Source organism: Bacillus sp. 7884-1 (assembly GCF_002272245.1).
Classification (GTDB): domain Bacteria; phylum Bacillota; class Bacilli; order Bacillales; family Cytobacillaceae; genus Neobacillus.
Genome location: NZ_NPDD01000219.1, coordinates 1 through 26641 on the forward strand (window position 1 = coordinate 1; position 26641 = coordinate 26641).

Annotated in this window: 28 protein-coding genes; 5 read left to right on the top strand and 23 right to left on the bottom strand. The window is 38.2% G+C overall.

Annotation, left to right across the window (positions count from 1 at the left end):
- Positions 1-116, top strand: a 116-nt coding sequence (locus tag CHI06_RS31175; RefSeq protein WP_142301016.1) for a zinc ribbon domain-containing protein, incomplete at its 5' end; no start/stop codon positions are given.
- 80 nt (positions 117-196) lie between these two features.
- Here CHI06_RS31175 and CHI06_RS23845 read toward each other — a convergent pair.
- Entirely contained in the window at positions 197-379 is a 183-nt protein-coding gene (locus tag CHI06_RS23845) for a Fur-regulated basic protein FbpA (protein ID WP_095251056.1), read from the bottom strand.
- Positions 380-812: 433 nt separating this feature from the next.
- Here CHI06_RS23845 and CHI06_RS23850 point away from each other — a divergent pair, with 433 nt between their 5' ends.
- On the top strand, positions 813-1019 hold the full coding sequence (locus tag CHI06_RS23850; RefSeq protein ID WP_095251057.1) for a hypothetical protein: 207 nt from the start codon (positions 813-815) through the stop codon (positions 1017-1019).
- Positions 1020-1259: 240 nt separating this feature from the next.
- Here the strand turns inward: CHI06_RS23850 and CHI06_RS23855 are convergent, their stop codons facing one another.
- Positions 1260-1655, bottom strand: coding sequence for a hypothetical protein (locus tag CHI06_RS23855; RefSeq protein ID WP_095251058.1), 396 nt, complete (start codon positions 1653-1655; stop codon positions 1260-1262).
- 167 nt (positions 1656-1822) lie between these two features.
- Here CHI06_RS23855 and CHI06_RS31225 point away from each other — a divergent pair, with 167 nt between their 5' ends.
- Complete coding sequence (locus tag CHI06_RS31225; RefSeq protein WP_095251059.1) at positions 1823-3871, top strand: ATP-binding protein; 2049 nt, start codon at positions 1823-1825, stop codon at positions 3869-3871.
- A 191-nt stretch (positions 3872-4062) separates the two neighbouring features.
- Here the strand turns inward: CHI06_RS31225 and CHI06_RS23865 are convergent, their stop codons facing one another.
- The 16 genes from CHI06_RS23865 to CHI06_RS23945 form a co-directional block, all read right to left on the bottom strand.
- Positions 4063-5238 (bottom strand): thiolase family protein, encoded by a 1176-nt coding sequence (locus CHI06_RS23865; RefSeq protein WP_095251060.1) that lies wholly within the window; start codon positions 5236-5238, stop codon positions 4063-4065.
- 302 nt (positions 5239-5540) lie between these two features.
- On the bottom strand, positions 5541-6110 hold the full coding sequence (locus CHI06_RS23875; protein WP_095251062.1) for a hypothetical protein: 570 nt from the start codon (positions 6108-6110) through the stop codon (positions 5541-5543).
- A gap of 25 nt (positions 6111-6135) precedes the next feature.
- Positions 6136-7758 (bottom strand): ATP-binding protein, encoded by a 1623-nt coding sequence (locus CHI06_RS23880; RefSeq protein WP_095251063.1) that lies wholly within the window; start codon positions 7756-7758, stop codon positions 6136-6138.
- A 245-nt stretch (positions 7759-8003) separates the two neighbouring features.
- Positions 8004-9080: a class III poly(R)-hydroxyalkanoic acid synthase subunit PhaC gene (gene phaC, locus CHI06_RS23885; RefSeq protein ID WP_373558167.1), complete on the bottom strand. Its 1077-nt coding sequence runs from the start codon at positions 9078-9080 to the stop codon at positions 8004-8006.
- A gap of 82 nt (positions 9081-9162) precedes the next feature.
- Complete coding sequence (locus tag CHI06_RS23890) at positions 9163-9576, bottom strand: hypothetical protein (protein ID WP_095251065.1); 414 nt, start codon at positions 9574-9576, stop codon at positions 9163-9165.
- 30 nt (positions 9577-9606) lie between these two features.
- Positions 9607-11157, bottom strand: coding sequence for an acyl-CoA carboxylase subunit beta (locus CHI06_RS23895; protein WP_095251066.1), 1551 nt, complete (start codon positions 11155-11157; stop codon positions 9607-9609).
- A 32-nt stretch (positions 11158-11189) separates the two neighbouring features.
- The gene (gene accB / locus CHI06_RS23900) at positions 11190-11732 is read right to left on the bottom strand and encodes an acetyl-CoA carboxylase biotin carboxyl carrier protein (RefSeq protein ID WP_095251067.1); all 543 of its coding nucleotides are present in this window, start codon (positions 11730-11732) and stop codon (positions 11190-11192) included.
- A 29-nt stretch (positions 11733-11761) separates the two neighbouring features.
- Complete coding sequence (accC, locus tag CHI06_RS23905) at positions 11762-13114, bottom strand: acetyl-CoA carboxylase biotin carboxylase subunit (protein WP_095251068.1); 1353 nt, start codon at positions 13112-13114, stop codon at positions 11762-11764.
- A gap of 30 nt (positions 13115-13144) precedes the next feature.
- The gene (locus CHI06_RS23910; protein WP_095251069.1) at positions 13145-14113 is read right to left on the bottom strand and encodes an electron transfer flavoprotein subunit alpha/FixB family protein; all 969 of its coding nucleotides are present in this window, start codon (positions 14111-14113) and stop codon (positions 13145-13147) included.
- Positions 14114-14133: 20 nt separating this feature from the next.
- Positions 14134-14898, bottom strand: a complete 765-nt coding sequence (locus tag CHI06_RS23915; RefSeq protein WP_095251070.1) for an electron transfer flavoprotein subunit beta/FixA family protein — start codon at positions 14896-14898, stop codon at positions 14134-14136.
- Between the two features lie 185 nt (positions 14899-15083).
- Positions 15084-15491 (bottom strand): MaoC/PaaZ C-terminal domain-containing protein, encoded by a 408-nt coding sequence (locus CHI06_RS23920; RefSeq protein WP_095251071.1) that lies wholly within the window; start codon positions 15489-15491, stop codon positions 15084-15086.
- A 31-nt stretch (positions 15492-15522) separates the two neighbouring features.
- Positions 15523-15966, bottom strand: a complete 444-nt coding sequence (locus tag CHI06_RS23925; RefSeq protein ID WP_257009436.1) for a MaoC family dehydratase N-terminal domain-containing protein — start codon at positions 15964-15966, stop codon at positions 15523-15525.
- A 73-nt stretch (positions 15967-16039) separates the two neighbouring features.
- Entirely contained in the window at positions 16040-17179 is a 1140-nt protein-coding gene (locus CHI06_RS23930; RefSeq protein WP_095251073.1) for an acyl-CoA dehydrogenase, read from the bottom strand.
- Between the two features lie 128 nt (positions 17180-17307).
- On the bottom strand, positions 17308-18090 hold the full coding sequence (locus CHI06_RS23935) for an SDR family NAD(P)-dependent oxidoreductase (protein ID WP_095251074.1): 783 nt from the start codon (positions 18088-18090) through the stop codon (positions 17308-17310).
- A gap of 250 nt (positions 18091-18340) precedes the next feature.
- A complete protein-coding gene (locus CHI06_RS23940) occupies positions 18341-18817 on the bottom strand; it encodes a 2,4'-dihydroxyacetophenone dioxygenase family protein (RefSeq protein ID WP_095251075.1) in 477 nt (158 codons plus the stop codon).
- Positions 18818-19002: 185 nt separating this feature from the next.
- Positions 19003-19791: an SDR family NAD(P)-dependent oxidoreductase gene (locus tag CHI06_RS23945; protein ID WP_095251076.1), complete on the bottom strand. Its 789-nt coding sequence runs from the start codon at positions 19789-19791 to the stop codon at positions 19003-19005.
- A 141-nt stretch (positions 19792-19932) separates the two neighbouring features.
- Here CHI06_RS23945 and CHI06_RS23950 point away from each other — a divergent pair, with 141 nt between their 5' ends.
- Complete coding sequence (locus tag CHI06_RS23950; RefSeq protein WP_095251077.1) at positions 19933-20838, top strand: LysR family transcriptional regulator; 906 nt, start codon at positions 19933-19935, stop codon at positions 20836-20838.
- Between the two features lie 80 nt (positions 20839-20918).
- On the opposite strand, the gene CHI06_RS23955 is transcribed toward CHI06_RS23950, so the two are convergent.
- The 5 genes from CHI06_RS23955 to CHI06_RS23970 all read right to left on the bottom strand — a co-directional run bounded on the left by CHI06_RS23955 (position 20919) and on the right by CHI06_RS23970 (position 25378).
- Positions 20919-21599 carry a 3-oxoacid CoA-transferase subunit B gene (locus CHI06_RS23955; RefSeq protein ID WP_373558168.1) on the bottom strand — a complete coding sequence of 227 codons (681 nt, stop codon included), beginning with the start codon at positions 21597-21599 and terminating at the stop codon, positions 20919-20921.
- A 48-nt stretch (positions 21600-21647) separates the two neighbouring features.
- On the bottom strand, positions 21648-22370 hold the full coding sequence (locus CHI06_RS23960) for a CoA transferase subunit A (protein WP_095251079.1): 723 nt from the start codon (positions 22368-22370) through the stop codon (positions 21648-21650).
- Positions 22371-22680: 310 nt separating this feature from the next.
- Complete coding sequence (locus tag CHI06_RS30020; RefSeq protein ID WP_179292763.1) at positions 22681-22845, bottom strand: hypothetical protein; 165 nt, start codon at positions 22843-22845, stop codon at positions 22681-22683.
- A 32-nt stretch (positions 22846-22877) separates the two neighbouring features.
- The gene (locus CHI06_RS23965) at positions 22878-24167 is read right to left on the bottom strand and encodes an MFS transporter (RefSeq protein WP_257009435.1); all 1290 of its coding nucleotides are present in this window, start codon (positions 24165-24167) and stop codon (positions 22878-22880) included.
- 155 nt (positions 24168-24322) lie between these two features.
- Entirely contained in the window at positions 24323-25378 is a 1056-nt protein-coding gene (locus CHI06_RS23970) for a TauD/TfdA family dioxygenase (protein WP_095251080.1), read from the bottom strand.
- A 443-nt stretch (positions 25379-25821) separates the two neighbouring features.
- On the opposite strand from CHI06_RS23970, the gene CHI06_RS23975 reads away from it, so the two are divergent.
- Entirely contained in the window at positions 25822-26595 is a 774-nt protein-coding gene (locus CHI06_RS23975; protein ID WP_095251081.1) for an SDR family NAD(P)-dependent oxidoreductase, read from the top strand.
- The last annotated feature ends 46 nt before the right edge of the window (positions 26596-26641 follow it).

The following is a 26641-nucleotide window of genomic DNA, read 5'->3' on the forward strand; positions in this document are numbered from 1 at the left end:
ATGAGTGGGTTTGTTCTTCTTGTGGCAAACATCACGATAGAGATATTAATGCAGGACAGAACCTTAGAGATGTAGCAATCCGCATATTAACCGTAGGGACTACGGGGCTAGCCTAATCAATTAGAAGCCGATAGGCTTCTGTACTTAGGAATCTCCCATTTCAAACGACCCGTAAGGGTGTTAAGTGGTGAATAGTTCAAACCCACTGAATAGACCCAAACTCTCCATGCGGATGGTTTTGTAATTTAAATCTTTTGTACTCAGATTCTAATTTCGAAAGTGGCAAATTATTAAGTTGTTGATCTTCTTTGTTGTATACGTTTAAGAAAATTAATTTATTGATAAGTTTTTGTCGCTTCTTTTCATCATTTTTTCTCATCAGTAACACTCCTTTATTTTTCAAAAACTTCCCTTGAATACAACAACTTAAAATTAGATTATTAGTTTAACCTAATTATAAACCCATAATTCCTACCTGTAAAGTATGAATTAAAATTAAATAAAAAAGACACTATCATCAAGGAGAGTCCCTTCTCAGTTTCGTAAATGGTACTTTCATCTCAATTACCAATAAAAGTAAATTACCACAATAAATGCACTCCCGCAGCCCTTCTGCTTATTTCTGTCTGCTCTTCGCTGTTAGTGAAAATTAATATAGGATGTCACCAGGAACTGGACATTTCTGAATTATTATAAATTTCAAAATAAATTTACTTTTACTTCTTTCCTAATGAATTATTGGTCTTATAATGAAGCTAAAGGGAGTATGGAATATTGCTATCCCTTAATCTTTTAGAAAGGAGGTCATTAGAATGTCATTCGCTGATTTTTACGATATTTACCGAATTTGTTCGACTTATGAGGAAGATGAACAATCGTTGGATATGGGTAAATTAGGAAAGGATATGACATTTAGTCCTTCGGTTAAAGATTTACCTTTAGTTACTAATTCAAATCGCTGGTGGGAGCTAGCAGAAAAAGAAATTCAACGTGAAAATAGAGAAAAAGTCACTATCTAACTATCCCTTTGTGAATAGTAGGTAAATAAACTAATTCGGCATTTTATACATGATTTGGCATCCCTTGTTTATTCATGGCTAGAGTAAACAGGGGATGGATTAATTGTCCTGCTGTATTAATAAAAAAATAAATCCTCCTAGTAATGTTCTACCAGGAGGCGCTTTGATAAATATCTCTTTAAATATATTTTCCCCTTTCATTTCTTGAAAAACCCATATTTCTCCTGTTAAACTTATCCCCTACTGTTCACTTACGGCTAACACTTCATATATTTCTGCTCCTTTTAAGTGAAAAAGGTCTTCCATTTCAACTAAAGAAAATAGCTTCGCGACCTTTACTGCCATTTTTTCAAAAATTGGGCCTTGTTCGACAGTGCCTAGATATTTTAACTCGAGATGCCAATTCCTTAACGTTACAGGGTCTACCACTTCAGCACAAATATCGGGAACCTCTTGGAGAATTTGGGAGGCTTTACTAACAGTCTGAACTGGTAAGGCAATATGTCGTTCATCTACATAGCATACCTGGGATAAAGAAGTATTTGTTGGAAATCCATGCTTTGAAACAGTAATAATGTAGCTGGGTAAAACGCCTTCTAGGGCCGATTTTATTTGTTTTGAAAGTACACTATTCATATCCAACACCTGCCTAATAATATGATTACTTTACCAGTTTAAGCTTCTTGGATTTTCTCGATTTAAATATAATCAATTAACACTCTCACATGCAATATCATTTAACTCTCAAAAAAGGTTTTAAAATATGAAATATAGAATATTAAGTATTATTAAGGGGGGATACGATGCAGATACAGGCAAAACTTTATGGTGCGGAACGAGACTTTTTTGTAGGGCGGGAAAAGGAACTGGAAATATTGCGAAAACATGCTGCTGGACTTTCAGACTGCCAGTGGCTGCATATTTATGGACAAAGTGGCATTGGAAAATCAACACTTCTCCAGCAATTAATGGCTGAATTAGATGTCGGTGAAATTTACTTTTTAGATGGCAGTAAAACCATAAGGGCTAAAGAAGATGTTTTAGTTCAATTGGCCATTCAGCTTAGGAGTGCAGGCGAACGGGACCTAGAAGACAAAGATCAAGAGGAGATTGTGAACAGAATGATTCGCAGGTGTGCTCAAAAAGGCTGTCATATTGTTCTTTTACTTGATACTTTTGAAAATTGGCGCTCCGTGGAGGAATGGCTCCCTCAATGGCTAGGTCAATTCGAAGAATCTGTTCGAATTATCACTGCTGGAAGGCACTCCCTCACAGGTGGCTGGCTGCGTTCTGGTTGGGCAAGCTTCATTAACTCCTTGCCGCTAAACTCTTTGACGCCGACTGACGTAGACCTTTATGCCCGAAAACGTGGCTTGGCGAGCAACGAGACAAAATCACAGTTATTCCAATTTTCTCGAGGCATTCCTCTAGCCATGACACTTGTTGCTGAAATGATGTTGAAGGGAAATCAATATAAACCACTTGCACGCGTGGAACAGAATCATCTTATTTCAGTATTAATGGAAGAACTTTTTGAAGGATTGGAAGCCCCAGTTAGACGATTACTTGAAGCAGCATCTGTATTTTGGAGATTTAATGAAGAGAGACTTTCTTCATTATTGGATGAAGAAATAGATTATGAATCTTTTAGAAAACTGATTAAATTGCCTTTTATTGTTTTAAAAGAAGATGGCTGGATGCTTCACGATGCGGTAAGATCATGGGCACTTGAAGACATAATGCTTCGGAAACCACAAACCTATGAGCAAATGAGATTAAAAGCCTTAAATCAGATACGATTGGAAGAACGATTTAACCCGCATCTTAGGCAAAAACTTCATTTAGATAAAATGAGCTTACATGAAAATCCTCTCGTCCGAAATATATGTTTCACCAGTCATTTGGAAAACGTCGAAGTTCGGAGATGCCATGAATGTGACATTCCTGTAATAGAATCCTTATACTTACGCTATCATCACTTCGTATTACCCGAAGCTTCTGAAGATATTCTCATGGTACGTTTAATTCGTCCGATTTGGGAAGCTGATCCTTCCTCTTTTATTACCATTTGGCAGGAAAATGAATTAGTTGCCTTTTTTGGGAAGATTCCGCTTCATGCCGAAATGTTGAAAGTGTTAGAAACAGAACCCGTCCTACAACCCTTTGTGAATGGATGGAAACCAGTTCATAATTCGTATTTAGTATGTTTTGTTGGTTTTGTACCAGAGCTTGCCGCCAAAACACAAACTTATGTTATTAATACTCTCATCAATCATTTTTCACAATCAGAATGGCTCTTAGATTTTACTTGTTTAAAAGAGTGGTTTCCTGTTCTAGAGTTATGCGGATTTGAACCTGCTCCTTGGTCTAATGGCACAACCGAATCTGGAACAGAATTCCGTGGATTTATTCTAGATCTTACCCAGGAAGACTATCTTTCAAAGCTCGACAGACTTCTATCAAAAAGTTCAATTGGCGAGACTTTGACCGAACCTAAATCAACCTATGATGTAAATGATCTTAAAACTTTAATGAAGGCGTATTCAAAATTACCTGTGGACCCTGAGTTATCAGAGAACTACATTCGTATGTTTCCACATCGGATTACAGTTGATTTAACTATTGATAACTTAGGGAATTATATTCAGAATGACATATTAGATGTGGTTAACCGACTAATTGACGGAGAGGATTCGGATGCAATTTTAGGGAAACTGTTAAAATATGCTTTTATACAGGGGATTCGTCCACACGAACTTGTTGCCAAGAAAATAAATCTATCCCTATCAACCTACTATAGGTATTTGAATAAAGCTCTAGAGCGTTTATACCAGGTTTTAGCGCAAAATTAATCTATCGATACCCGTAATATATTGAAGGTGTAGGTGGCAAAATACCTACACCTGATAACTAAAAAAACTATCCTATAGTTCCAAAGGATTACTACGAGATAGCCTTAAATTATTGTTTAAAGTTATTAAACTTATAAGCTCTGATAGGTTTCGAAAAACCAACTAATTCCCCATTTTTCCTCGATACTCTATTATACTGCTTCAATGATGATTGAAACGCCTTGTCCACCGCCTACACATAACGAGGCTAATCCAATTTGTTTCTTTTGACGTCTTAATTCATGGACTAAGGTAACCAAAATCCGTGCACCTGAACATCCGATTGGGTGACCTAATGCTATCGCTCCTCCATTAACATTAATAATCTCCTCTGGTAATTCTAATTCCTTATTTACTGCCAGAACTTGTACTGCAAATGCTTCATTTAGCTCTGCCAATTCGATATCCTGTATTGTAAGATTTGCTCTCGTTAAAGCTTTTTGTGTCGCAGGGACTGGTCCAATTCCCATGATAGAAGGAGAAACAGCGGAACTCGCAACCGAACGAATTTTAGCAAGTGGTTTTAAATTGTATTCCCTTACTGCTTGTTCAGAAGCAACAATGATTGCAGCTGCCCCATCATTTAATGACGATGCATTTCCAGCTGTCACTGTCCCATTCTCTTTAAAAGCTGGTTTAAGAGTTAGTAATTTCTCAAGATTAACATTTTTTATATTCTCATCTTCTGTAAACAAAGTGGAACCATGCCTGCTTCTAATAGCAACAGGAATAATTTCTTTTTCGAATTTACCTTCTTCTTTAGCTTTAATAGCTTTTTGCTGGCTTTCTAAGGCAAAAACATCTTGTTCCTCTCGGGAAATATGATAGCGTTCTACTAAATTTTCAGCTGTAATCCCCATATGGTAACCTTCTATTGCACAGTGAAGTCCATCATGAAAGAGTGCGTCCACTGTGCGTAAATCTCCCAATTTCTGTCCCCACCTAGCATTCATCACCAAATGCGGGACATTACTCATACTTTCTGTACCCCCTGCAATCACTACATTTGAATCTCCTGCAAGAATTTGGTGATAGGCTAATGTAATCGCTCGCAATCCAGATGCACATTGTTTATCAATGGTAATGGCTGGTACAGACACAGGTAACCCAGAATGGATTGCTGCTTGTCTTGCTGGGTTTCCTTTGAGTCCTGATTTTAGTACATTACCTAGTACTACCTCATCAATAATTTCACCCGAAAGACCAGATCGTTGCCACACCTCCTTAACAACAGTCGTTGCAAGTTGTACAGCACCTACATCTTTCAATGAACCACCAAAACTCCCTATCGGAGTTCTGAGTGCCTCAACTAAGTATACATTTTGCATTCACTATCCCCCACTTTACTTAAAAATAGCGGTTTTGTCCGCGGTTTTACTTGACACTTCACTTTTTAATTAACCTGATTTTTCCGAGGAAGTTTTTGACATAGAATACATGGGTTGTTTTGAAAAATGGTAAGTTTGGTAATTATAATAAACTTTTGCAATCGCAAAATTTTCACAAAGGGAACACTTAATTTGATACCATGCTTTGCTAACATGGGGAGCATCTAAAGCTGGCAGTGCTTGTTTCATATGTGTGTTACATACCCACATAATCTCACCTCTCTCACAATTTTTTTATTCATTTACTCGTTTGAAGGCACCATATATTTATTTAAGGGAAAGAAAACATTCTCAATTGGATTTGTTAAGAAGTTAAGGAATGTTATCTGATTTTTTTGGATAATAGAAAATGTTTCTTTTATATATTTCACATATAAATTTCGATAATTTCGTCTATGATCAATATATTTTTCTAGTGTGTTTATAATAGTTTCAGAGTAATTACCATTTAATAGATTATCCAAAGGACTTGTAAGGAGCTCTGATGATAGATTTTTAATTTGATCCACTTGATTATTAATTTCCTCAAATGAATTTAATAGGGTTAGATTGTGCAAGCCTGTAGTTGATGTCAATAATTGTCCTCGAGACATTTCTTCCAATTCAAAAAGTTCTTTTGTAATTTGGTTTATGAGTTCGCTTACATTTGTTTGATTTTGTTTCACATTTTCAGCCAATCGTTTTGAAGATTGCAGAATAACTTCCTCTCGAAAATTCTCCCCTTCATCCCAATCATCAATTTTTTGAATCGCTTGATTCCATAATTGGTCTATAAATGAACCATTTTTTTCGAATTTATTAACTACAGTCATTTCATTTCCTCCTAATAGGACACAGCTAACTAACCGATGGTAATGTAATCTCAATTAAAGTTCCTTCGTTCAATCGACTTACATAGGTAATACTACCATTGTGCTGTTTAATAATCTTATGACAGATCATTAATCCGAGTCCGGTTCCCTTTTCTTTTAAAGTGTAAAATGGCTCACCTAACCGAGGAAGCAGCTCTTCAGGTATACCGCATCCTTGATCTTGAAATGAAATTATACATGCGCCATCTTTGCCTTTTCTTAAATTGATGTAAATTTCACCTCCTCCTTTCATTGCTTCAATAGCGTTCTTTATTATATTAATAAATACCTGCTTTAATTGGTTCTTCTCACAAGTTATATAAAAAGGCGTTTCTTCAACAATCAGATGAAATTGAATATCATTCATAATGAACTGAGGAGTAAGTATATCAAGTGTATTTTCTATTAGTTCTTTTACATTCATACGAATTAGTTGGACTGCTTGTGGTTTTCCCAAAGAAAGAAGTTCGCTCGTAATCGTTTCAATTCTATCCAGTTCACTTAAGATTAATTCAGTATACTTAGTAGATTTATTTTCATTCTTATAAAGTTGAACAAACCCCTTTATGGTTGTAAGTGGATTTCTTATTTCATGTGCTACTCCGGCTGCTAATTCACCGACAACAGAAAGCTTTTCAGATTGCAAAAGAATTTCATCTGATTTTTTACGTTCAGAAATATCTCGGCTAATCTTGACGAAATGTTCAATGGAATCGTCCTCGCCCTTTACGGGCATAAAACGGGATTCTACTTCAATCCAATCCCCATTTTTGTGTTGTAAACGGAATTCAATCAATTGTGATTGTTTAATTTCAAACATCCCATCCCATTTATTTTTTAACGTACAAACATCATCAGGATGAATTAACGCAGATAATGCAACCCCAGTCAGTTCAGATTCTTCGTACCCTAAAATATATTTATGTGAAGGCGAGATGTAACGAAGAACAAATTCTTTATCCATAATAGATATTAGGTCTACCGTATTCTCGGCGATCAGTCGATAGTTTGATTCACTTTCCTCTACTTTCTTATACATGTATGACAATTGATAATTTAATTGATACAGTTTGACATATGACTCAATTAGTAAGGCACCAATTACTACACCTACTACCATAAAAAGTAAATACTGAAGATGAAAGAGTAGATTATCATTAATAATGTGAAAGATAGATACATATAAAACATACATACACACAAAAGTACCAAATAGATGGACAACTTTTTTTATTGGTGTAAATCGAGAAATAAATAGATGTAAAACAGAAAAACTAGCCATGACAATTGTAAATCCAATAATGGCTTGGTACCACTGACCACCTACAAATAGTCTTGCCAACAATGCAATTCCCCCGGTAATTATACCCGCCATTGGCCCAAGATAGGCAAAAACAAGCATGACTGTTGCATATCGTAGATCATAAGCAAACCCTTGTTGCTTTATAGATAGCATTACTAGGATGATGGTAAACATTCCGGCATAAACACCGACCCAAAGTCGCACTTTGTTAATTGGCTTATGATTAATAAATGAACGGATAACGAGAGGCATAATTACAAAAAGGCAAAATATTGAGAGATTAACAATGTAATTTAAAAAAATCAACCTAATTCCCACCTATACCTAAACCGACTCTTAAATTGTTATTTCATGGTGACAACTTCAAATTCTGGCAAGTCAAGTGAAATCGAAAACCCTTACAGACCTCCTGTTGTGTTTAGCACCGCCCTAACATTAATACCCGGGTCTGTGAGTGGTTTCAATATTATACTTTTAAACTAATAGATTATAGCTTTCAAAAACTACTTAAATTTGTAAATACAGTTCTTCACATTTGACAGTATTTACGTTTAGTTTGATCTCTTTTCTAACCAATCACCAATCGTTGGATAAGTTATTTTTGAAGCTTTACTTCCAAAAGCAATAGACGTATGCCCAACTGGTAAGTTTATATATTGTTTGTCTTTACTCGATATGCGATTCATTAATGCTTCTACTTGATGCGGTGGAGCAATGTTGTCAATTTCACCCGATAAGTTGAGGACATTAGCTGTGATTTCCGCAAGACTAACCTGACGTCCACGAATAACGAGTTCCCCTTTAATCAACTTGTTTTTTTGATAAAATTCACGAATCCACTGACGATAGGATTCTCCCGGAAATGGAATGCCGTCGTTTAACCATTTTTGCAGAAGTTTAAAGCTCTTTACAAAACTTTCATTCTCAGCACGATCAAAAAGACTAATATAAGGGCCATAAATGTTTGCCATCGGTTTTAGTAGTTTGTTTCCAAAGTCAATCATTTCAGGTGGTATATTACCGTATGTTTGCACCACTTTATCAATATCAAAATGTTGCTCATCCAGCATAGCACCATAAAGGCCTGTATCTTTAAAATCAAACGGAGTTGTCATAAAGACAAGGTTACGAATGGGCAATTCAGGGTGAAGAGCAGCAAATATTGAAGTAATTGTACCGCCCATGCAATATCCAAGAATGGACACTGCATCCGCATTCGATTTTCGCAAAACTTTACGAACCGCCCGAGGGATGTAGTCCATAATATAATCGTCTAATTTCATATTTTTGTCTTCAATGCCTGGTGTACCCCATTCAAGAAGATAGACGTCAAAGCCTCGTTTCACCAGATATTCAACTAAACTGCCACCCTTTGTTAAATCCATGATATAAGGCTTATTAATCAGTGCATAAATCAAGAGAAGCGGAGTTTTATGTTTTTTCGGTTGTTCTGAAATATAGCGATATAGCTTTGATTTATTCCGAGTCCAAATAACTTCTTTCGGAGTTGGACCGACCTCTGGTTCGGCATCCTTCATTAACACTTGAGTTACGCTTTTTAAACGTCTATACATCTGTTGATACTCCTCAGGTACCATTTCGATAAAATTTTCGTATTCTTTTGTCATAAGATTGTTCATAACTCTCCACCCCTTACCATGTTTAAATGTTAAAATAATGCCTTTTTAATACGCATTTTTTACTGCACTGTTAGACAGATCCTTTTGTATTCGTAACTTTCGGCGAATTTAATAAAGTTAAGATTTGATTCAGTTTTGTATCAAAACTCTTCATATCCTTTTTCAAATTTGTTATTTCACGTTGCAGTTCCACTGGATCTCTTTGATTATCCTTGGATTCTTGTATAAATTCTTCTAAATCATCCACTTTCGCATCTATATTGACAATCTGAGAGGAAACATGTGCAAGGTCATTTCTTGATGGTAGATTTGCAAATTCATAATAACGTTCCGTTGTTTCATTCAACATTTGTTTGAATAGAAGATTCATCTCCAATATCTGGCTGATCGCTTGAGTTGGAAATTCCTTCGTCACCTGATCATCCACCAGATTACTATATTCGGAATAATATTTTTTCCACATATCATAAAAGTTGTTTTCCATCTTTTCTCCTCCTCTTTATTGGAACACATCCTATAATGGAATATTCCCATGCTTTTTTTTCGGTCTAAATTCTTTTTTTGTTCTAAGCATCTCTAAAGACTGTTTCAGAACTTTTCTTGTATCTCTTGGGTCGATCACGTCATCCACCATTCCATGAGAAGCCGCAACATAAGGATTCGCAAACATATTTCGATATTCTTCAATTTTTTCCGAACGTGTTGCTGCCGGATCACTGCTTTGATTAATTTCTTTTGCAAAGATAATATTTGCTGCTCCTTCCGGTCCCATTACGGCAATTTCCGCATTTGGCCAAGCAAATACAATGTCCGCACCAATTGCTTTTGAATTCATAGCGACATATGCTCCGCCAAATGCTTTTCTTAATATGACGGTTATTTTAGGAACTGTTGCTTCTGAATAGGCGTAGAGAATCTTTGCACCATGACGAATGATACCTCCGTGCTCTTGATTGACTCCAGGGAAAAAACCTGTAACGTCTTCAAAAGTTATGATTGGGATATTAAAAGAGTCACAGAATCGAATGAATCTGGAAGTCTTGTCGGAAGAATTAATATCTAGACCGCCAGCCATTACTTTAGGCTGATTGGCAACTACTCCTACACTATTCCCATCAATTCTTCCAAAACCAACCACGATATTTTTCGCATAGTCCTTTTGAACTTCCATAAAATAGCCTTGATCTAATACTTGTTCTAATACCTTGCGAATATCATATACCTTCGTTGCATTGAGAGGTACTAGGTCCAGCAAATCTTCCCGCCAATCATCCTCTTTCATGCATTCTAAAGACTGAGGATTTTCCGTATTGTTTTGAGGCAGAAAGGAAATTAATTTTCTTACTTCTTCTAAGACCTCTTGTTCGGAATCACCAGTAAAATGCGCACATCCACTAATGGAAGAATGAACCTTTGCACCGCCAAGATTCTCCGCTGAAATTTTCTCCCCGGTAACCGTTTCAATGACCTTTGGACCTGTAATAAACATTTGACTGGTATTTTCCACCATAAACACAAAATCCGTAATGGCTGGAGAATAAACTGCCCCACCAGCACAAGGGCCCATGATCACTGATATTTGCGGGATTACACCAGAGTAGATGGCATTTCGATAAAAAATTTGACCGTATCCGTCTAAAGAAACAACGCCTTCCTGTATCCTTGCACCGCCTGAATCATTTAAACCAATAATGGGTGCCCCATTTTTTGCAGCCAAATCCATAATTTTGCAAATTTTAGACGCATGCATCTCTCCTAGTGCACCGCCAAAAACGGTAAAATCTTGGGCAAATACGTAGACTAGACGGCCATGAATTTTACCATAACCCGTCACAACACCTTCGCCTGGACTTTCCAATTTATCCATGCCGAAGTTGGTTGCACGGTGTTTGATAAAAGAATTTAATTCCACAAAGGAATCCTCGTCCAACAATAGATCAATTCGTTCCCTTGCAGTAAGTTTCCCTCGATTATGCTGGGTATCAATTCGCTCGTCACCGCCGCCAAGCACGATCTTACTTTTCCGATCCCATAGATCATAAATCTTCTCATAAACTGTGCTCATTGGAAATTTCCACTTCCTCTGTTCGAATTATGTTATGATGTCTGCTTCACTAAGAAAAGAGGTTGGCCGTATTCTACGAGCTGACCATTCTCGACGAGTACTTCAACGATCTCTCCATCCATTTCTGCTTCAATTTCATTAAACAATTTCATGGCTTCAACGATACAGACAACTGTTGACTTTTCAACCCTATCCCCAATTTTTACATAGGGAGCCACATCGACTCCTGGTGCCATGTAAAACGTCCCAACCATAGGGGAAACAATTTTTAATAGGGTTTCAGTTCCCATGTATTTTGGTGTTATTTCTTCTTTCTCAGTAATTTCCTTCGTCGCTGCTGCTTGAATTGAAGCTTCAGAAATTTCATTCGCCTTGGTTGCTGCTACAAGAACAGGTGCATCCAAAACAGTAGGAATAGCCTGATTAATAGATTTATTATCTTGTATTACAGAAGGATTTAGCATTGAATTTCTTCTAACGAAAATTCGAGAATCTCCCTTTTCAAGTTCTAAGCAGTCTACTGTCGAATCATCAATTAGTCTAATGATTTCTCTTATTTCCTGAATTTTAAACATCTCTATCTCTCCTTAATCAACTTGATGAATTACACTTCTAACGGTAATGGATTCGTTTCAATAAATTTTGTGTTAAACTGTCCTTTTACAAAACTCTCATGTTCAAAAAGTTTTTGATGGAATGGAATAGTTGTTTTGATTCCAATAATAACAAATTCATCAAGTGCCCTCTTCATACGCATGATCGCCTCTTCACGATTTTTTCCCCAAACGATCACTTTTGCTGCCATCGAATCATAATAAGGAGAAATTTCGCATCCAGGATAGAGAGCGCTATCTACTCGTACACCATACCCCCCAGGAGGAAGATACATTTCAACTCTCCCTGGAGAAGGCATAAAATTCTTTGCCGGGTTTTCTGCATTGATACGACATTCAATTGCCCAGCCATTGATTTTAATATCTTCCTGTCTATAAGTGAGAGGATAGCCTGCTGCCACCGAAATTTGCTCTTTGATTAAGTCAATGCCAGTAACCATTTCTGTAACAGGGTGTTCTACCTGAATTCGGGTATTCATTTCCATGAAATAGAAATAACCGTTTTTATCTAATAAAAACTCAATGGTTCCCGCTCCATGATAGTTAACAGCTTTTGCTGCGGCGATTGCGGCTGCACCCATCTGTTTACGAATATCTTCCTCAAGGGCTGGTGACGGTGCTTCTTCAACCAGTTTTTGATGGCGTCTTTGAATAGAACAGTCTCTTTCCCCTAAATAAATGACATTACCAAGCATATCCCCAATAATTTGAATTTCCACATGGCGTGGTTCCTCAATATATTTTTCCAGATACACACCGGCGTTTCCAAATGCCGTTTCTGCTTCTTGTTGGGCTTGACGGACGGCTTTGCGTAATTCCTCTTCATCCTCTGCTACTCTCATTCCCTTGCCACCGCCTCCAGCAGTTGCCTTAACAATGACGGGAAATCCAATTTCCTTTGCTATCGTAACAGCTTCTTCAAGATCTTCAATTAGACCATCTGTTCCAGGAACGGTAGGCACTCCTACACTTTTCATGGTATCCCTCGCGACCGCTTTATCCCCCATTTTATTAATGGCTTCTGCTTCTGGCCCAATAAATGAAATATTGTAATCCGCGCAAATTTCAGCAAAAGTACTGTTTTCTGCCAGAAATCCATAACCAGGGTGGATAGCTTCCGCATTCGTAATTTGAGCAACGCTAATTATATTGGCAATATTCAAATAACTTTGCGAAGATGCCGAGGGTCCAATACAATATGCTTCGTCCGCCATTTGCACATGCAGGGCTTCTCGGTCTGCTTCAGAATAAACCGCAACCGTGGATATGCCCATTTCCTTGCACGCCCTAATTACACGAACAGCAATTTCTCCTCGATTAGCAATAAGAACCTTTTTAAACATGTACAAGTTCCTTTCCAATTGTAATTTTATTTAAGAGTTTACTAGTACTTTTTTGAACTCTTCCGCTAGTAAAGGAACCACCTCAAACAAATCACCCACAATACCGTAGTCGGCTATTTGAAAGATTGGGGCTTCCGAATCTTTGTTAATCGCCACGATAACTTTTGAGTTTGACATCCCGGCTAAATGCTGAATGGCACCTGAAATTCCACAGGCAATGTACAAATCTGGGGTGACAACCTTTCCCGTCTGTCCGATTTGCAGTGAATAGTCGCAGTAATCAGCATCACATGCACCACGGGAAGCACCTACCGCCCCACCTAGGACCTCGGCCAATTCCTGAAGCATCTTGAATCCTTCCGGGGATTTAACCCCTCGTCCGCCAGAGATGACAACTTTCGCTTCCGATAGATCTACACCGCCTGTTGTTTTGCGTATTACTTCCTTAACAATCGTCCTTAAGTCTTTGATCTCAGCATAAAAATGGACAATCTCAATCGTTCCGTTGATTTCTGCCACTTGGATGTTATTTGGCCGTACAGTTGCGAATGGGATGCCAGAAACTACTTTCTTTTTCTCAAACGCTTTTCCGGAAAAAACAGGACGTGTAAAGATAACGTCTTCATCCTCCACCTGAACATCAATGACGTCAGATATAAGTCCAAGCCCCAACCGCGCTGCAATGCGCGGTGCAAGATCTTTCCCGATTGATGTATGTGGCATTAAAATAGCTCCTGGTTCCACTTCATCAATAACCTGTCTCAAGCATTGAGAATAAACATCGGTTGTATATACATCGAGTTCTTGGTTGCCCACAATATATACTTTATTTGCACCATGTTTCCCTAAAACATGTGCATAATGAACAGCTTCACTGCCGAAAGCCACAGCTATTATTTCTCCGCCTTCCGCAATGCGCTGCGCAGCTGTCAACAACTCCAGTGAAACACCTCTTAGGTTCCCAGCTTTAGCTTCCGTCACCACTAGTACTTTTCTCATGTTAGTTCTCCTCCTGCGTGTTAGATTGCCTTCGCTTCACTGCGTAGAAGTACAGCCAGTTCAGAAACTTGAGCTTCGATGGTCCCCTCCAGGATACGTCCTGCTCCTTTTTTCGGTGCAAAAAATGTCTCGGTAGTTATTGTCTTTACTTCTAGAACGTCTTCGATATGTAAATCATCAATTTCAATCCGCTCAATTGGCTTTTTCTTCGCCTTCATGATGCCAGGCAAGGAAGGATATCGCGGCTCATTTAGTCCCTGTTGTGCTGTGACCAATACTGGAAGAGATACCAAGACAACCTCTATATCTCCTTCAACGTCACGCTCGATCACCGCTTCGTTTCCAACAATCGCAAGCTTCGTGATCGTCGTCACTTGTGGAATATTGAGTTCCTCTGCAAGGCGTGGACCAATTTGTCCACTGCCATAATCAACTCCCACATTGCCGGCTAATATGATGTCAAATTCCCGATTTTTAATAATGGACTCAAGAATTTTAACGGTACTGTATTCATCAAGATTTAAATCTTCGCTATTAACGATAATCGCTTTATCCGCACCCATCGCAAGTGCCGTTCGCAGCCCATTCTCTTCACGTTCAGGTCCTACCGTAATAACCGTTACTTCCCCACCGTGCATAGCCCTCAATAGAAGCGCTTCTTCAATCGCATATTCATCGTAAGGATTGATGATGAAGTTTACCCCTTCTTCAATAACGCTGCCGTATTGGAACGCAATTTTCTCCTCCGGATCGAACGTTTGTTTCATCAATACTAAAATGTTCATTTTTTCGTATCCCCTTCTGATGTAATATTTTAAAGGCACTCTGGGTTAAACGATTTGTGGGTTCCATACGCGTTTTCGGTTTGAACCCCACTCTATTTTGATTTTTTTGTATTTTTATAAGTATAGACCCCAAAAAGGATTTTCGTTCTTAAATCATTGTAAGTTTGGAGAATACGATTCCTCTATTAAATCCTTGATGGCAATTTCGCTTCGAAAATCCCTGAAACTTTTACATCGCCTTCACAGTTTTTCGCCAGTACTTCAGCCACCACGAGGTTGTCAGCTTTTTTCTCTATCACTCTGCCAACAATTTCGATAGATTCTCTAGGATACGTCATTTTACTAAAACGTACATGTATTCTCTTAATGTTTTTTCGTGATATCCAAGTTGTAACCCCTTGGGATAACATCCCCATGATTAACATCCCGTGAGCGATAATACCTGTGCCTGCTTGCTCCCCAACCTCTTCAACGGTATGCAGTGGATTAAAATCTCCGGATGCCCCTGCAAATCTTACGAGCTGAACTCGTGTAATCGGATCTTTTTTCAGAACTGGAAATGAATCTCCCACCTGCAAATCTTCAAAATACATATTTTATTTCTCTCCTATCATAAGCTACTATTTAATGACGGTGAATTAACGTAATTTTAGCAATTGCCACTAATTCGCCTTTTTGATTGGTAAATCTGGTTTCTTCCGTAACAAAATCCATTCCGCCAGAAGAACCGATTTTGGTATCTGCCCGAACAATCTTACTTGTAACATGAAGCTCATCCCCGGCATAAATATCGCCTAAATATTCATACTCTTGCTCACCATGTAATATTTTTACTGGGTTTAATTTCAAAACTTCCATTTTTTCCTGAAAGCCATATCCGCCATGGTACTCAATGACTTGCAAAAAGGTGAGCGGAACAGGAATACCATCATAACCAGCATCCTTAGCGGCCTCCAAGCTGTAGTAAATCGGGTTATCATCACCAATGGCGATGGCTATTTCTTTTATTTTCCCTTTTTCCACTGCCATGCAGTAAGGTTCTAACTCAAGTCCAAGTAAATCTTTCACATCTGACAAGTTCTTCCACCTCTTTAAATTAGTAGCTTCTTACTTACGTTGATTAAATTTTGAATTTTCTCTATTATTTCAACAGATTTCCAGCTATAACAAGTCGCTGAATCTCTTGCGTCCCTTCATAGATTTGAGTGATTTTGGCATCTCTCATATACCGTTCAACCGGGTATTCCCTTGTGTAGCCATATCCGCCAAATACTTGAACGGCCTCAACCGATACTTCCATTGCGGTGTCTCCGGCAAACAGTTTGGACATCGCCGATTGATGTCCGTAAGGAATTCCTTGATCTTCACGCCAGGCAGCCTGGTAGGTCAATAACCGGGAAGCTTCAATTTTTGTGGCCATATCGGCTAGTTTGAATTGGATGGCTTGAAGCGAGCTAATTGGTTTGCCAAATTGGACGCGATCCTTCGCATATTCGACTGCTTTATCAAACGCTCCCTGAGCAATTCCCAACGCTTGGGCAGCGATACCATTCCGACCGCCGTCTAGAGTCATCATGGCAATCTTGAACCCTCCACCCACTTGGCCCAAAAGATTGTCCTTTGGCACGCGGCAGTCCTCAAAAATCACTTCCGTTGTTGCGGAGGAGCGAATGCCCATCTTTTTCTCCTTCTTTCCAACTGAGAAACCTGGGAAGTCCTTTTCCACAATAAATGCGGTAATTCCCTTATGCTTTAGTTCAGGATTGGTCTGGGCAAAGACAATATAGGTATCCGCATAGCCACCGTTGGTAATAAAAATCTTCGAACCGTTTAAGATCCACTCATCGCCCTTTAGTACCGCTGTTGTCTTCATTCCACTGGAATCTGATCCCGATCCAGCTTCTGTCAAACAATACGCACCCATGCTTTTTCCCTCTGCCATGGCACGCAAATATTTTTGTTTTTGTTCCTCCGTTCCGAACTTGAAAACCGGCCATCCGGCTAACGATGTATGGGCGGAAAGAGTGGTACCTATGGAAGCATCCACCCGGGAAAGTTCTTCCACCGCAATCACATAACTTAAATAATCGGCACCTGCACCACCGTATTCCTCCGGCCAAGGGATTCCGCATAAGCCAAGTTCTGCCATCTTTCTCCAAATCTTGATGTCAAAGTATTCTTCTTCATCGCGCTGTGCTGCAGTAGGCTCACATTCATTCAGTGCAAACTCGCGCACCATTTTTTGCATCATCTGATGTTCTTCTGATAATAAAAAGTTCATTGTTAGACCCCTCTTTAATATATTTTGTACTTTCTATTCCGTCCTGAGTTAGTTGAGCGAGCGATTGCTCATTTCGAAGATAGCTGTAAAAACTCCCACCTTTTCAAGGATGGGAATTAAATCGCTATTTACACTTTTTGCTCGATCATCTTTCGGGTATAGATGGTTACCCATTTCCTTGGCAGCAGTCCCACAGATTTAGCCATAAGTTTATTTTTAAAGCCTGGGATGATCACTGTTTTATTCTTCATTAACCCATCAAAGCCGCACTTGGCAACTGCTTCTGGTTCCATCAAGTTCTTAATGAAAATTTTTGTTCCCGTTGCGGCCAATCCTTCCGTGAGCGGCGTTTTGGTTGAAGGGGGACATAATACACTAACTTGAACTCCAGTTCCTTTTAGTTCTTCCGCAATCGCTTCTGAAAAGGTTAAGACGTACGATTTGCTTGCCCCATACATCGACATCCCTGGAGTTGGCTGAAAGGCCGCTGTTGAAGCCACGTTTAAAATTTTACCTTGCTTTCGTTTTACCATTTCATCCGCTATAAGTCTGGTTAAATATGTAAGCGATATCATGTTGAGCTGCAGGCATTCCAATTCTTTCTTAATATCCAATTCCGTCATTAACCCTAATCCGCCAGCCCCGGCATTATTAATCAAAATATCTATGTTGATTCCTTCGTTTTTCAAGTACCGATGCAAGTTCTCTACTGTTACATGGCTGCTTAAGTCACCGGCAAAAGTATTTACTTTCACTCCATAATCCTTTTGTAAAATCTCAGCTTGTTGTTCCAACAACGTTGCGTCCCTGGAAACTAATACCAAGTTATAGCGATGGTCTGCGAAAACTTTTGCGAATTCCAAACCGATCCCTTTAGTAGCGCCTGTAATCAAAACTGTTTCTGTTGGCATATGTTTTTAGCCCCTTTGCGTTTGGAAAATTCTAAAATTTATAAATATTATTATATTATTGATTATACTCATTAGTATAAATTAAATAAAATTAAACATTTTAATATATAAGTAAGTATTTCTAATATAGAGATAGTGAAAACTATCAATTTTTCTAAATTCCTGGAATTAATAGAAGTTACGCATAAAAAAAGAGAAGCCTCTTCGTCACTTAGACACAGGGCTTCTCTTTTTATTACAGATTTATTTATTAAAACGCAGTCACATCAACTGGTTCAATTCCTTCAGCCTCGCAATAGTCAAGGTATCTTTTCAGGAATGATTCCCAATTATCTCGTGCAATAATTTCTCCATTCTCACCCAAATAGTCTAATGATCCTTCCACAATATTGAAGGTAATAACGTCTTCATCCCCTACAGCTGTAGGTGTATGTGTGGAGCCGGCAGGTTCAAAAACCATGTCGCCAGGTTTGGAGATCCAAGGCTCCTCGATATATTTCCAAGACCCTTGTACGGTATAAACAATGACTTGTCCAGGATGAAAATGGGCCGGAAGCTGCATTTTCGCGGGTGCATATAATAAGGTAATATTCTGTCCTGTCACAGGATTGACTTTAAGCAATTTAAATTTCGAATCTCCGAAATATGGAACCCAAGGCAATTCATCTACATTAACATTACCGGCATGAAGTGCTACTGCTGCTTGAACACTTTTTACATTACTCACTAAAATTCCCTCTTCCAATGTATATTTTTAAATTCGCATGCTGTTAACGCTTACATCAGTCAGCTAATTAACTTTTTCGAATTTATTAATCTCAGTATATTTTTAATTTTCAGCTTAGTAAAATTATTATTTTTAATTTGCAATTAAGTTTGATTAATTTGCACCACTAAGTTAGTTGGATGAAATTACTTAGCCCCAAGTCCTCCATCAAGAACCAATATTTGTCCCGTACAATAATTAGAAGCTGCTGAAGCAAAGTAAAGGAGAGCACCTACTAAATCATTGTCATTGCCTAACCTTCTAACTGGAACTTGGGAAGCAATGAAAGGACCTGCTTTGTGTACAAGTGTTCCCGGTATTTCTGGGTTATTCATTCCAGTAGTGAACACTCCAGGAGCAATGGAATTTACAAACACTCCATGGCGACCCCACTTAACTGCAAGATCCTTCGTTAAAGTCATAACGGCACCCTTACTAGTTGTATACCCTACAGAATCAACTGCTTCTGGGTCAACGCCTTTAAAACCAATACTAGAAGAAATATTAATGATTTTTCCGTATGCGTTTTCAATCATTTGTTTTCCTACAGCTTGACACATCAAGAAGGTACCAGTCACATTTGTATCAAGCATAGCTTGCCACTGTTTTAAAGGCATTTCAGTAGCAGGCGTTTCAAAAACCGTTCCACTGCTGTTGACTAAAATTTCTATTTTTCCAAAATGAGAAACCGCTTTCTCCAAACCTTGAACGACTGATTCAGGATTTGTGACATCAACCACTAGAGCAAGTGCTTGTTTTCCTAATTCCTCAATTTCTTTTACAACTTCTTCGCAAACCTCTAGTCGACGAGAACATACTACAACATTTGCACCTGCCTCTGCTAAAGCCAGTGCCATTACACGCCCTAGACCGCTGCCGCCTCCGGTAACGATTGCTGTCTGTCCGGTTAAATCAAACAATTGTTTTAATGACATTTTACGTTTCCCCCTAATTAAGAATATTCAAAGATTTTAAAAATCTTATTGATATTGATTGTACTAATAAATTATAATGAAATAAAATTAAAGATTTTAATGTGTAAGTAAGTTTTACTAATATTAAAAAGGGGTACAGCAATGAATATTGAACAATTACTATATATCGTTGAAGTTGCTAAATATAGTTCGCTCTCTATAGCCGCACAGAATCTACATGTGACTCAATCCACAATCAGCCAGTCGATAACCAACTTTGAAAAGGAGCTAGGGATTAAAATTCTTAAACGGTCACGGGGACATGGTGCTGTCCCAACCGATGAAGGCAGAGTCATACTAAAACTTGCCTATGAAGTACAAAAAAAAATTGAAGAAATAAAAGAGACAGCCAACTTAATGAATTCCACAGAAGTGGGGGAACTAAAAATTTCTTCTCTACCAGGTTTAATGACCTTTCTAGTAAAAGCAATATCTGCTTTTAGACATGATTATCCTCACGTAAATCTGGAGGTAACCGAAAAAAGTGGAACTGCTGTGATTGAAGATGTCAGGCAGCATAAGACTGATTTCGGATTGATTACATATTCTAGTGATTTGAGCGTAAACATGGAAGGAATAGCTTTTGAAGCACTCATTGAGGGGAAACAGAAAGTATATGTTTCTAAGCATTCTCCCTTAGCGTTTCTAGGTACCGTAACACCAAATGATATACTTGATCAAACTCTCGTCACATATAAAGGCGAATTAATGCAACATTTTGTACAAGATTTTTTTAACAGATATAAGCCCTTGAAAATCCTATTTACATCCAATAATATGGATGGTCTTCTCCAAGCGATCAATGAAAATTTGGCCATTTCATTTGCTCCTGATTTCGTAATGAAAAATTATCCCTCTGTCATCAATGGAGATATAATTCCGGTAGATTTGGTGAATCATAGCACTGTAAATATTTCTTTAGGGTTGGTTCGATCAGAAGATAAACATTTATCCACTTTTGCCAACAAATATATTCAATATCTGAAATCTGAAATTATTAAAAGTTAAGACAGAAAAAAAAGAAGCAACTTCGTCCAAAATGGACTTAGTGCTTCTCTTTTTATAGGAATCTATTAGTATTATTTCTTTTATATTGTTATCGAAGCCTTTTGCAGCTCGCCATTACCACAATTCAGATTGGGACTGATCGTAAAGGAAGCCTCCGTCTTCTCCATTACTTCATGAACTGTAGCACCTTCTTGAGTTTCCATAAGAATCATGCCCTCAGGTGTAAAATCAAACACAGCCAAATCCGTAATTAATCGATGTACAACTTTTTGACCGGTCAATGGAAGGGTACAGCTTTTTTTAATCTTGGATTCATTGTACTTATTGGTGTGTTCCATAATGACCACGATTCTTTTGGCACCATGGACAAGATCCATCGCTCCTCCCATACCCTTGATCATTTTTCCAGGGATCATCCAATTTGCCAGGTCTCCTTGTTCAGATACCTCCATACCACCTAGGATGGCCAAATCAATATGTCCTCCTCGAATCATGGCAAAAGACTCAGCACTATCAAAGAACGATCCTCCGCTAACTGCTGTAACCGTTTCCTTCCCTGCGTTTATAAGATCAGGATCCTCCATCCCTTCAAATGGATATGGTCCAATCCCAAGCAAGCCATTTTCTGACTGTAATAATACATGAACATCATTCGGGATTTCGTTCGCGAGTAAAGTAGGTATTCCAATTCCCAGATTTACGTTCATTCCATTTTGAATCTCTTGAACTGCACGCTTAATGATTTTTGTCCTGGTATCCATCACTATATATTCCCCCTAGAAAAACTGCTTTGTAATTTTAACAGGTATTTACCCTTCAATGGTGATTTTAGTAGGTATGACGGTACGGCGTTCTATTCTTTTCACATAATTCTTTCCTTCTAATATCCTTTGGATATAGATCCCAGGTGTATGAATCTCATCCGGATCAAGAGCACCCACTTCAACCATTTGCTCCACCTCGGCAATTGTAACCCTCCCTGCGGTTGCAGCGAGTGGGTTAAAATTGCGCGCTGTTTTCCGGTAAACAAGATTTCCTAACAAGTCGCCTTTCCATGCCTTCACAAAGGCAAAATCACCAACTATCCCTTTTTCAAGAATATGCGTTCTCCCATTAAAATGTCGAAGTTCTTTGCCCTCTGCAATCTGGGTACCAACGCCAGTCGGTGTATAGAATCCAGGGATGCCAGCTCCTCCTGCCCGAATTCTTTCAGCGAGAGTCCCTTGTGGAACAAGCTCTACTTCCAATTCTCCACTTAAAAATTGCTTTTCAAAGATCTTGTTCTCCCCCACATAGCTTGCTACCATTTTCTTAATCTGCTTATTTGCAAGGAGAAGACCCAGTCCCCAATCATCGACCCCACAATTGTTACTCACAATCGTTAAGTCCTTTGTTCCCTTTTCCACCAACGCCAGGATCAGATTCTCGGGAATTCCCGATAGTCCGAACCCGCCAACAATGATGGTTGCACCATCTTGAATATCTTGAATCGCTTCATTAAATTCTGTGATTATCTTACCTTGACCAGCCATTCTTTTCACTCCCTACATGATTAAAATTCTGAAAGTTTGTGATAATTTTAATAGTATGATAACGATTATACTCATAAGTAATAATTAAATAAAATTAAAAATTTTAATTTGTATGTAAGTTTTACTTATAATTAAACCCTAGGACCTAAAAATAATCAAGGACCTCCATTATTGGAGGCCCTTTAAATCATGCAGCCATTCGCCGAGGCTTAATCCATATTATTATTCCATTTCTGCACACACCAACATTATGTAATTAGTCGGTACTTATGCATAGATTGGCTGCTAAATATCATAAATTCATATTTTGTTACATTACTCCATCTTCCTCATCAATATGATCATCAGCGTAAGTCTCGGAAATCTTATCCAGACAATTCCAGCACTTACTGCGATTTCGCTCCATAATGGCTAATTCTTCATGACAATCTACACAACAATCCATTCCATCAACAGCCATGTTATTTTTACACATATTTCGTTTCCTCCTCGATTAAATCATAATTTTTAAATAATCACAGTTTCCTCTGTTTTTATCGTTGTGTCCGTTTGCTTCGCAGGACGTACAATGGTCAAAAACAATAATCCGAAAACAAACATAACCAATGAAGTTACTAGGAACCCATAACCATATCCAATTGCCTCAGTTCCTGAATTTTGGATAAAGTTCCCGAATATAACTGGAGCAATAATACTTGCTGAACTTGATAGAGCAACATATGTCCCTTGTGCTTTTCCAATGTTTTTGGTAGAAAAGAATTCCATCAACATAGCGGGAGCGAGTGATAGAATAACAATGGCAAAACCTGGAGCAAGAATGAAGAACAAGATGGATATAGCACTTGAATTCACGACACTTCCAAGATATAAACAAATAGCGGATAGCACCATTGTAATACCTGCAAGATTTACTCGTGCTTTTCGAATATCTCCTGTTTTGCGATATATCCGATCTGATATCAAGGCAAAGACAATTTGGCAAATGGCAGCGAAGAGAAAAGGCAATGACACTGCCATTTTTAATGTTTTTCCATCAAAATGTTGAACATTGGTAAAGTATGCTGGAAACCAAACCGCTTGAACAGACAATAACCAATAGGCACAACCTGCACACAAAACGGTAAACATAAAATTTTTTGAAAAAAGATGCGGAAGAAATTGACGCCAAGAAACCTTAGAAGAGATGAATGAGTTCTTTTCCTCATGTTCAATTGTAGGCAACCCGATTTCTTTTGGGCTTTCTTTTCCGAAAATCATCCATAAAACTAGAACAATAAGTCCAACAATCCCCATTGCAATAAAAGCAGATCTCCATCCATTTTGAGAGATCAAGGAGATTAATAATGGAGAAGCAATCGCTGGTCCGATTGCTGCTCCAAAGAGAACAGCGCCAAATCCTATACCATGTCTGTGTTTAGGGAACCATTTTCCTATTAGAGAAGTTGATATAGCAATCGCTGGACCTTCTCCTGCTCCCAAGATCATTCTTGAAAACATTAATAAAGACAGACTGGAAACAAAAGGTGTGGTAAATTGAACAGCCAACCATATTAACATGATCCAAGTAAACATTTTTTTCGTGTTTTTGGAATCGGCCATGCCACCAATAATTAAAGAGGATATGGTAAAGAACCAAAAGAATGAGCTTCCAATAACTCCCCATTGTGAAGGACTTAAGTGTAACTCTTTCATTAAGGGAACGGAAACTAAACCGATGATAATTTTATCAACTTGGTTGACCATTCCGGAAGCAACTAGAATTAATAATATAATCCAAGAATATTTTGGTGTTTTCAATGTAATAATCTCCCCTTCTCTTCTACTATATATAGGTAAATCTTTTTCGTAAAATCTAAGAGGCACTCCCATTACATGAAGCAATTCGTTTTCTTATGAAAAGGTTTTTAAAGGTAAATCTACTTTGTTTAAACTCCTGATATTTATTAAAATCATTACCTCATGTTTTCTGCAATACCGCCAGCAGTTTTTTCACGGACAGGAATACCGCCGCGACCCGCTTTACCTGTTTTCTCATCAATAAACATAGCGAAATCAGGCGCAACTTCTCGCCCATTTGGCATCGTGAGCCACAATCTTAATAAATGTCGTTTGCGTTCGGGTTCTTCATAATCTTCATATATAGTACGTGAATGAAGAACGGTATAATTATTTACGAATTGCATATCACCAGGTTCCATCATCATATCGATATGCATGTTTTCATCATGAAGGAGAGAATCCATTAAGTCATATGCTTCCATTTCTTCCTTTGACAAATGGATACCTGTTTTCGCTTGTGCTGATTCGACATATCCGCGATTAAATCTGCAGCTCAATTTACCTTTGTAATAGCTAAAAACTGGTGATGAATATACTGGAGATTCTCCTGGTGCTTCTTCACCACGACGATCCAAGGAGTATGGACGATAGAGAATTTCAAGATATTCTGGGTACTTCTCCAGAATTTCATTATAAACAGCCATTGAACTTACAACACTACTAAATCCCCCCGATTTAGCCTTTCGAAGACTTAGTAAGCCGACTACGTCAGATCCATCTGGGTGAAAGGGAAGATGTGCATTCGTTTGGTAACCGCGTACATTGGAATCATTAATGTTGAGACCTTGATCAACAACATGCCCTAAAAGATCACCTTTTGCGTTTTGCGCAACCGGAATGCCCATATGTACTCCTAGACCCCAGTAAATAATGCTTGCTTCTTCATCCGTATATCTTTCCATTGGTAATCCACGAATTAACAGAAATCCTCTCCCATTTTCCAGCTCATCGATTAAGTAAGCGATTTCGTCAGAGAGATCAGGAATTGGGAAGTCCTCCTTGTTAAAATCTGGTGCTTTCAAACCCTTTTGTTTTACAAAATATAAAGCGCTTTCAAGAGAAGCAATCGTTTTCTCAGATAAATAATAAATCCATGAACTATCTTTTACTAGATCAATACCTTTCCATGCTGCTGGTCCTTGAATTTTCTCCTTTAAAATGGACGGCACCTATACTCCTCCTTCGTTTTCTAATGCAATCTTATCTTTAGTAGACAATGTTCGGGCTGTTTCCTACTAAAAGAGTGACTCCCTCGCTTTTACAAATCTTCTTAATACAATTAATACTATTGAACGATGTTCCCCCCTTTATTTACAAGAATCGCTTTAATAGCATTGTGACTGTGTTAATAGTCATTACATTAATTATATTCATAATTTTCAGTAAAAAAAAATTAAAGATTTTAACTTACATGTAAATATTACTAATATATAAAAATATTGCCGCCATGTACAATGGAAAATTTCAACATCATATTATATTAGTAAAACTTAATTACAAATTAAAATCTTTAATTTTATATAATTATTATTAAAAGGTAGAATCAAAATGAGTCAATATTCAAAAAAATTACTTTCGACTATTACTAGCGAATCAAAACAGGAGGTCAACTATGGACTTAAAGTTATCCGGAAAAAAGGCACTTATTGTTGGAGGAAGTCGTGGTATTGGTAAAGCTATTGCCCGCCAGCTGGCTCTAGAAGGTGTAGATTGTACGATTTGTTCAAGAACCGAATCCACTCTAAAGACCGCAGCAGAGGAATTGGCACAAGAAACGAAGCGAAATATCTATCCGATCGTGGCAGATACCACTGATCCTAACTCTATCTTAAATCTAGTTGAACAATCAGCAGCAGCAATGGGAAGTATTGATATATTAATCAACAGCGGAGCCCGTGTTGGCGGCCAGGAGCCAGAGGATTTTTATAGTATTAAAGATGAACTTATTTTGAAAGATTTTGAAGAAAAGTACATGGGCTATTTTCGCTGTATCCGAGCAGTTGCACCTTATATGATAGAAAATAAATGGGGCCGTATAATAAATATAAGTGGTCTGGCAGCCAGAATTGGCGGCAATTATTTTAGTTCCGGTCCGCGTAATGCATCTGTTGTCCATATGACGAAATCCGCCTCATTGGAATTAGGAAAGCACGGAATTAACGTTAATGCTGTTTATCCAGGGATAGTCGATACAGAAACGTTTAGAGGCCGGGTCACGAATGAGGAAGCTATACGCCATGTAGAATCACTGAATTCCCTCGGCCGCTTGATAACTGCAGAGGAAATTGCTTATGTCGTTACCTTCCTGGCTTCGCCTTTGGCGGCATCGATTACTGGCGATGTTATTCCGGTAACTGGCGGCATTGGAAATACTGTTTATTTCTAAAATACAGAGTTTATAGGTTAAATGATTGACATAGATTTTGGGTAAT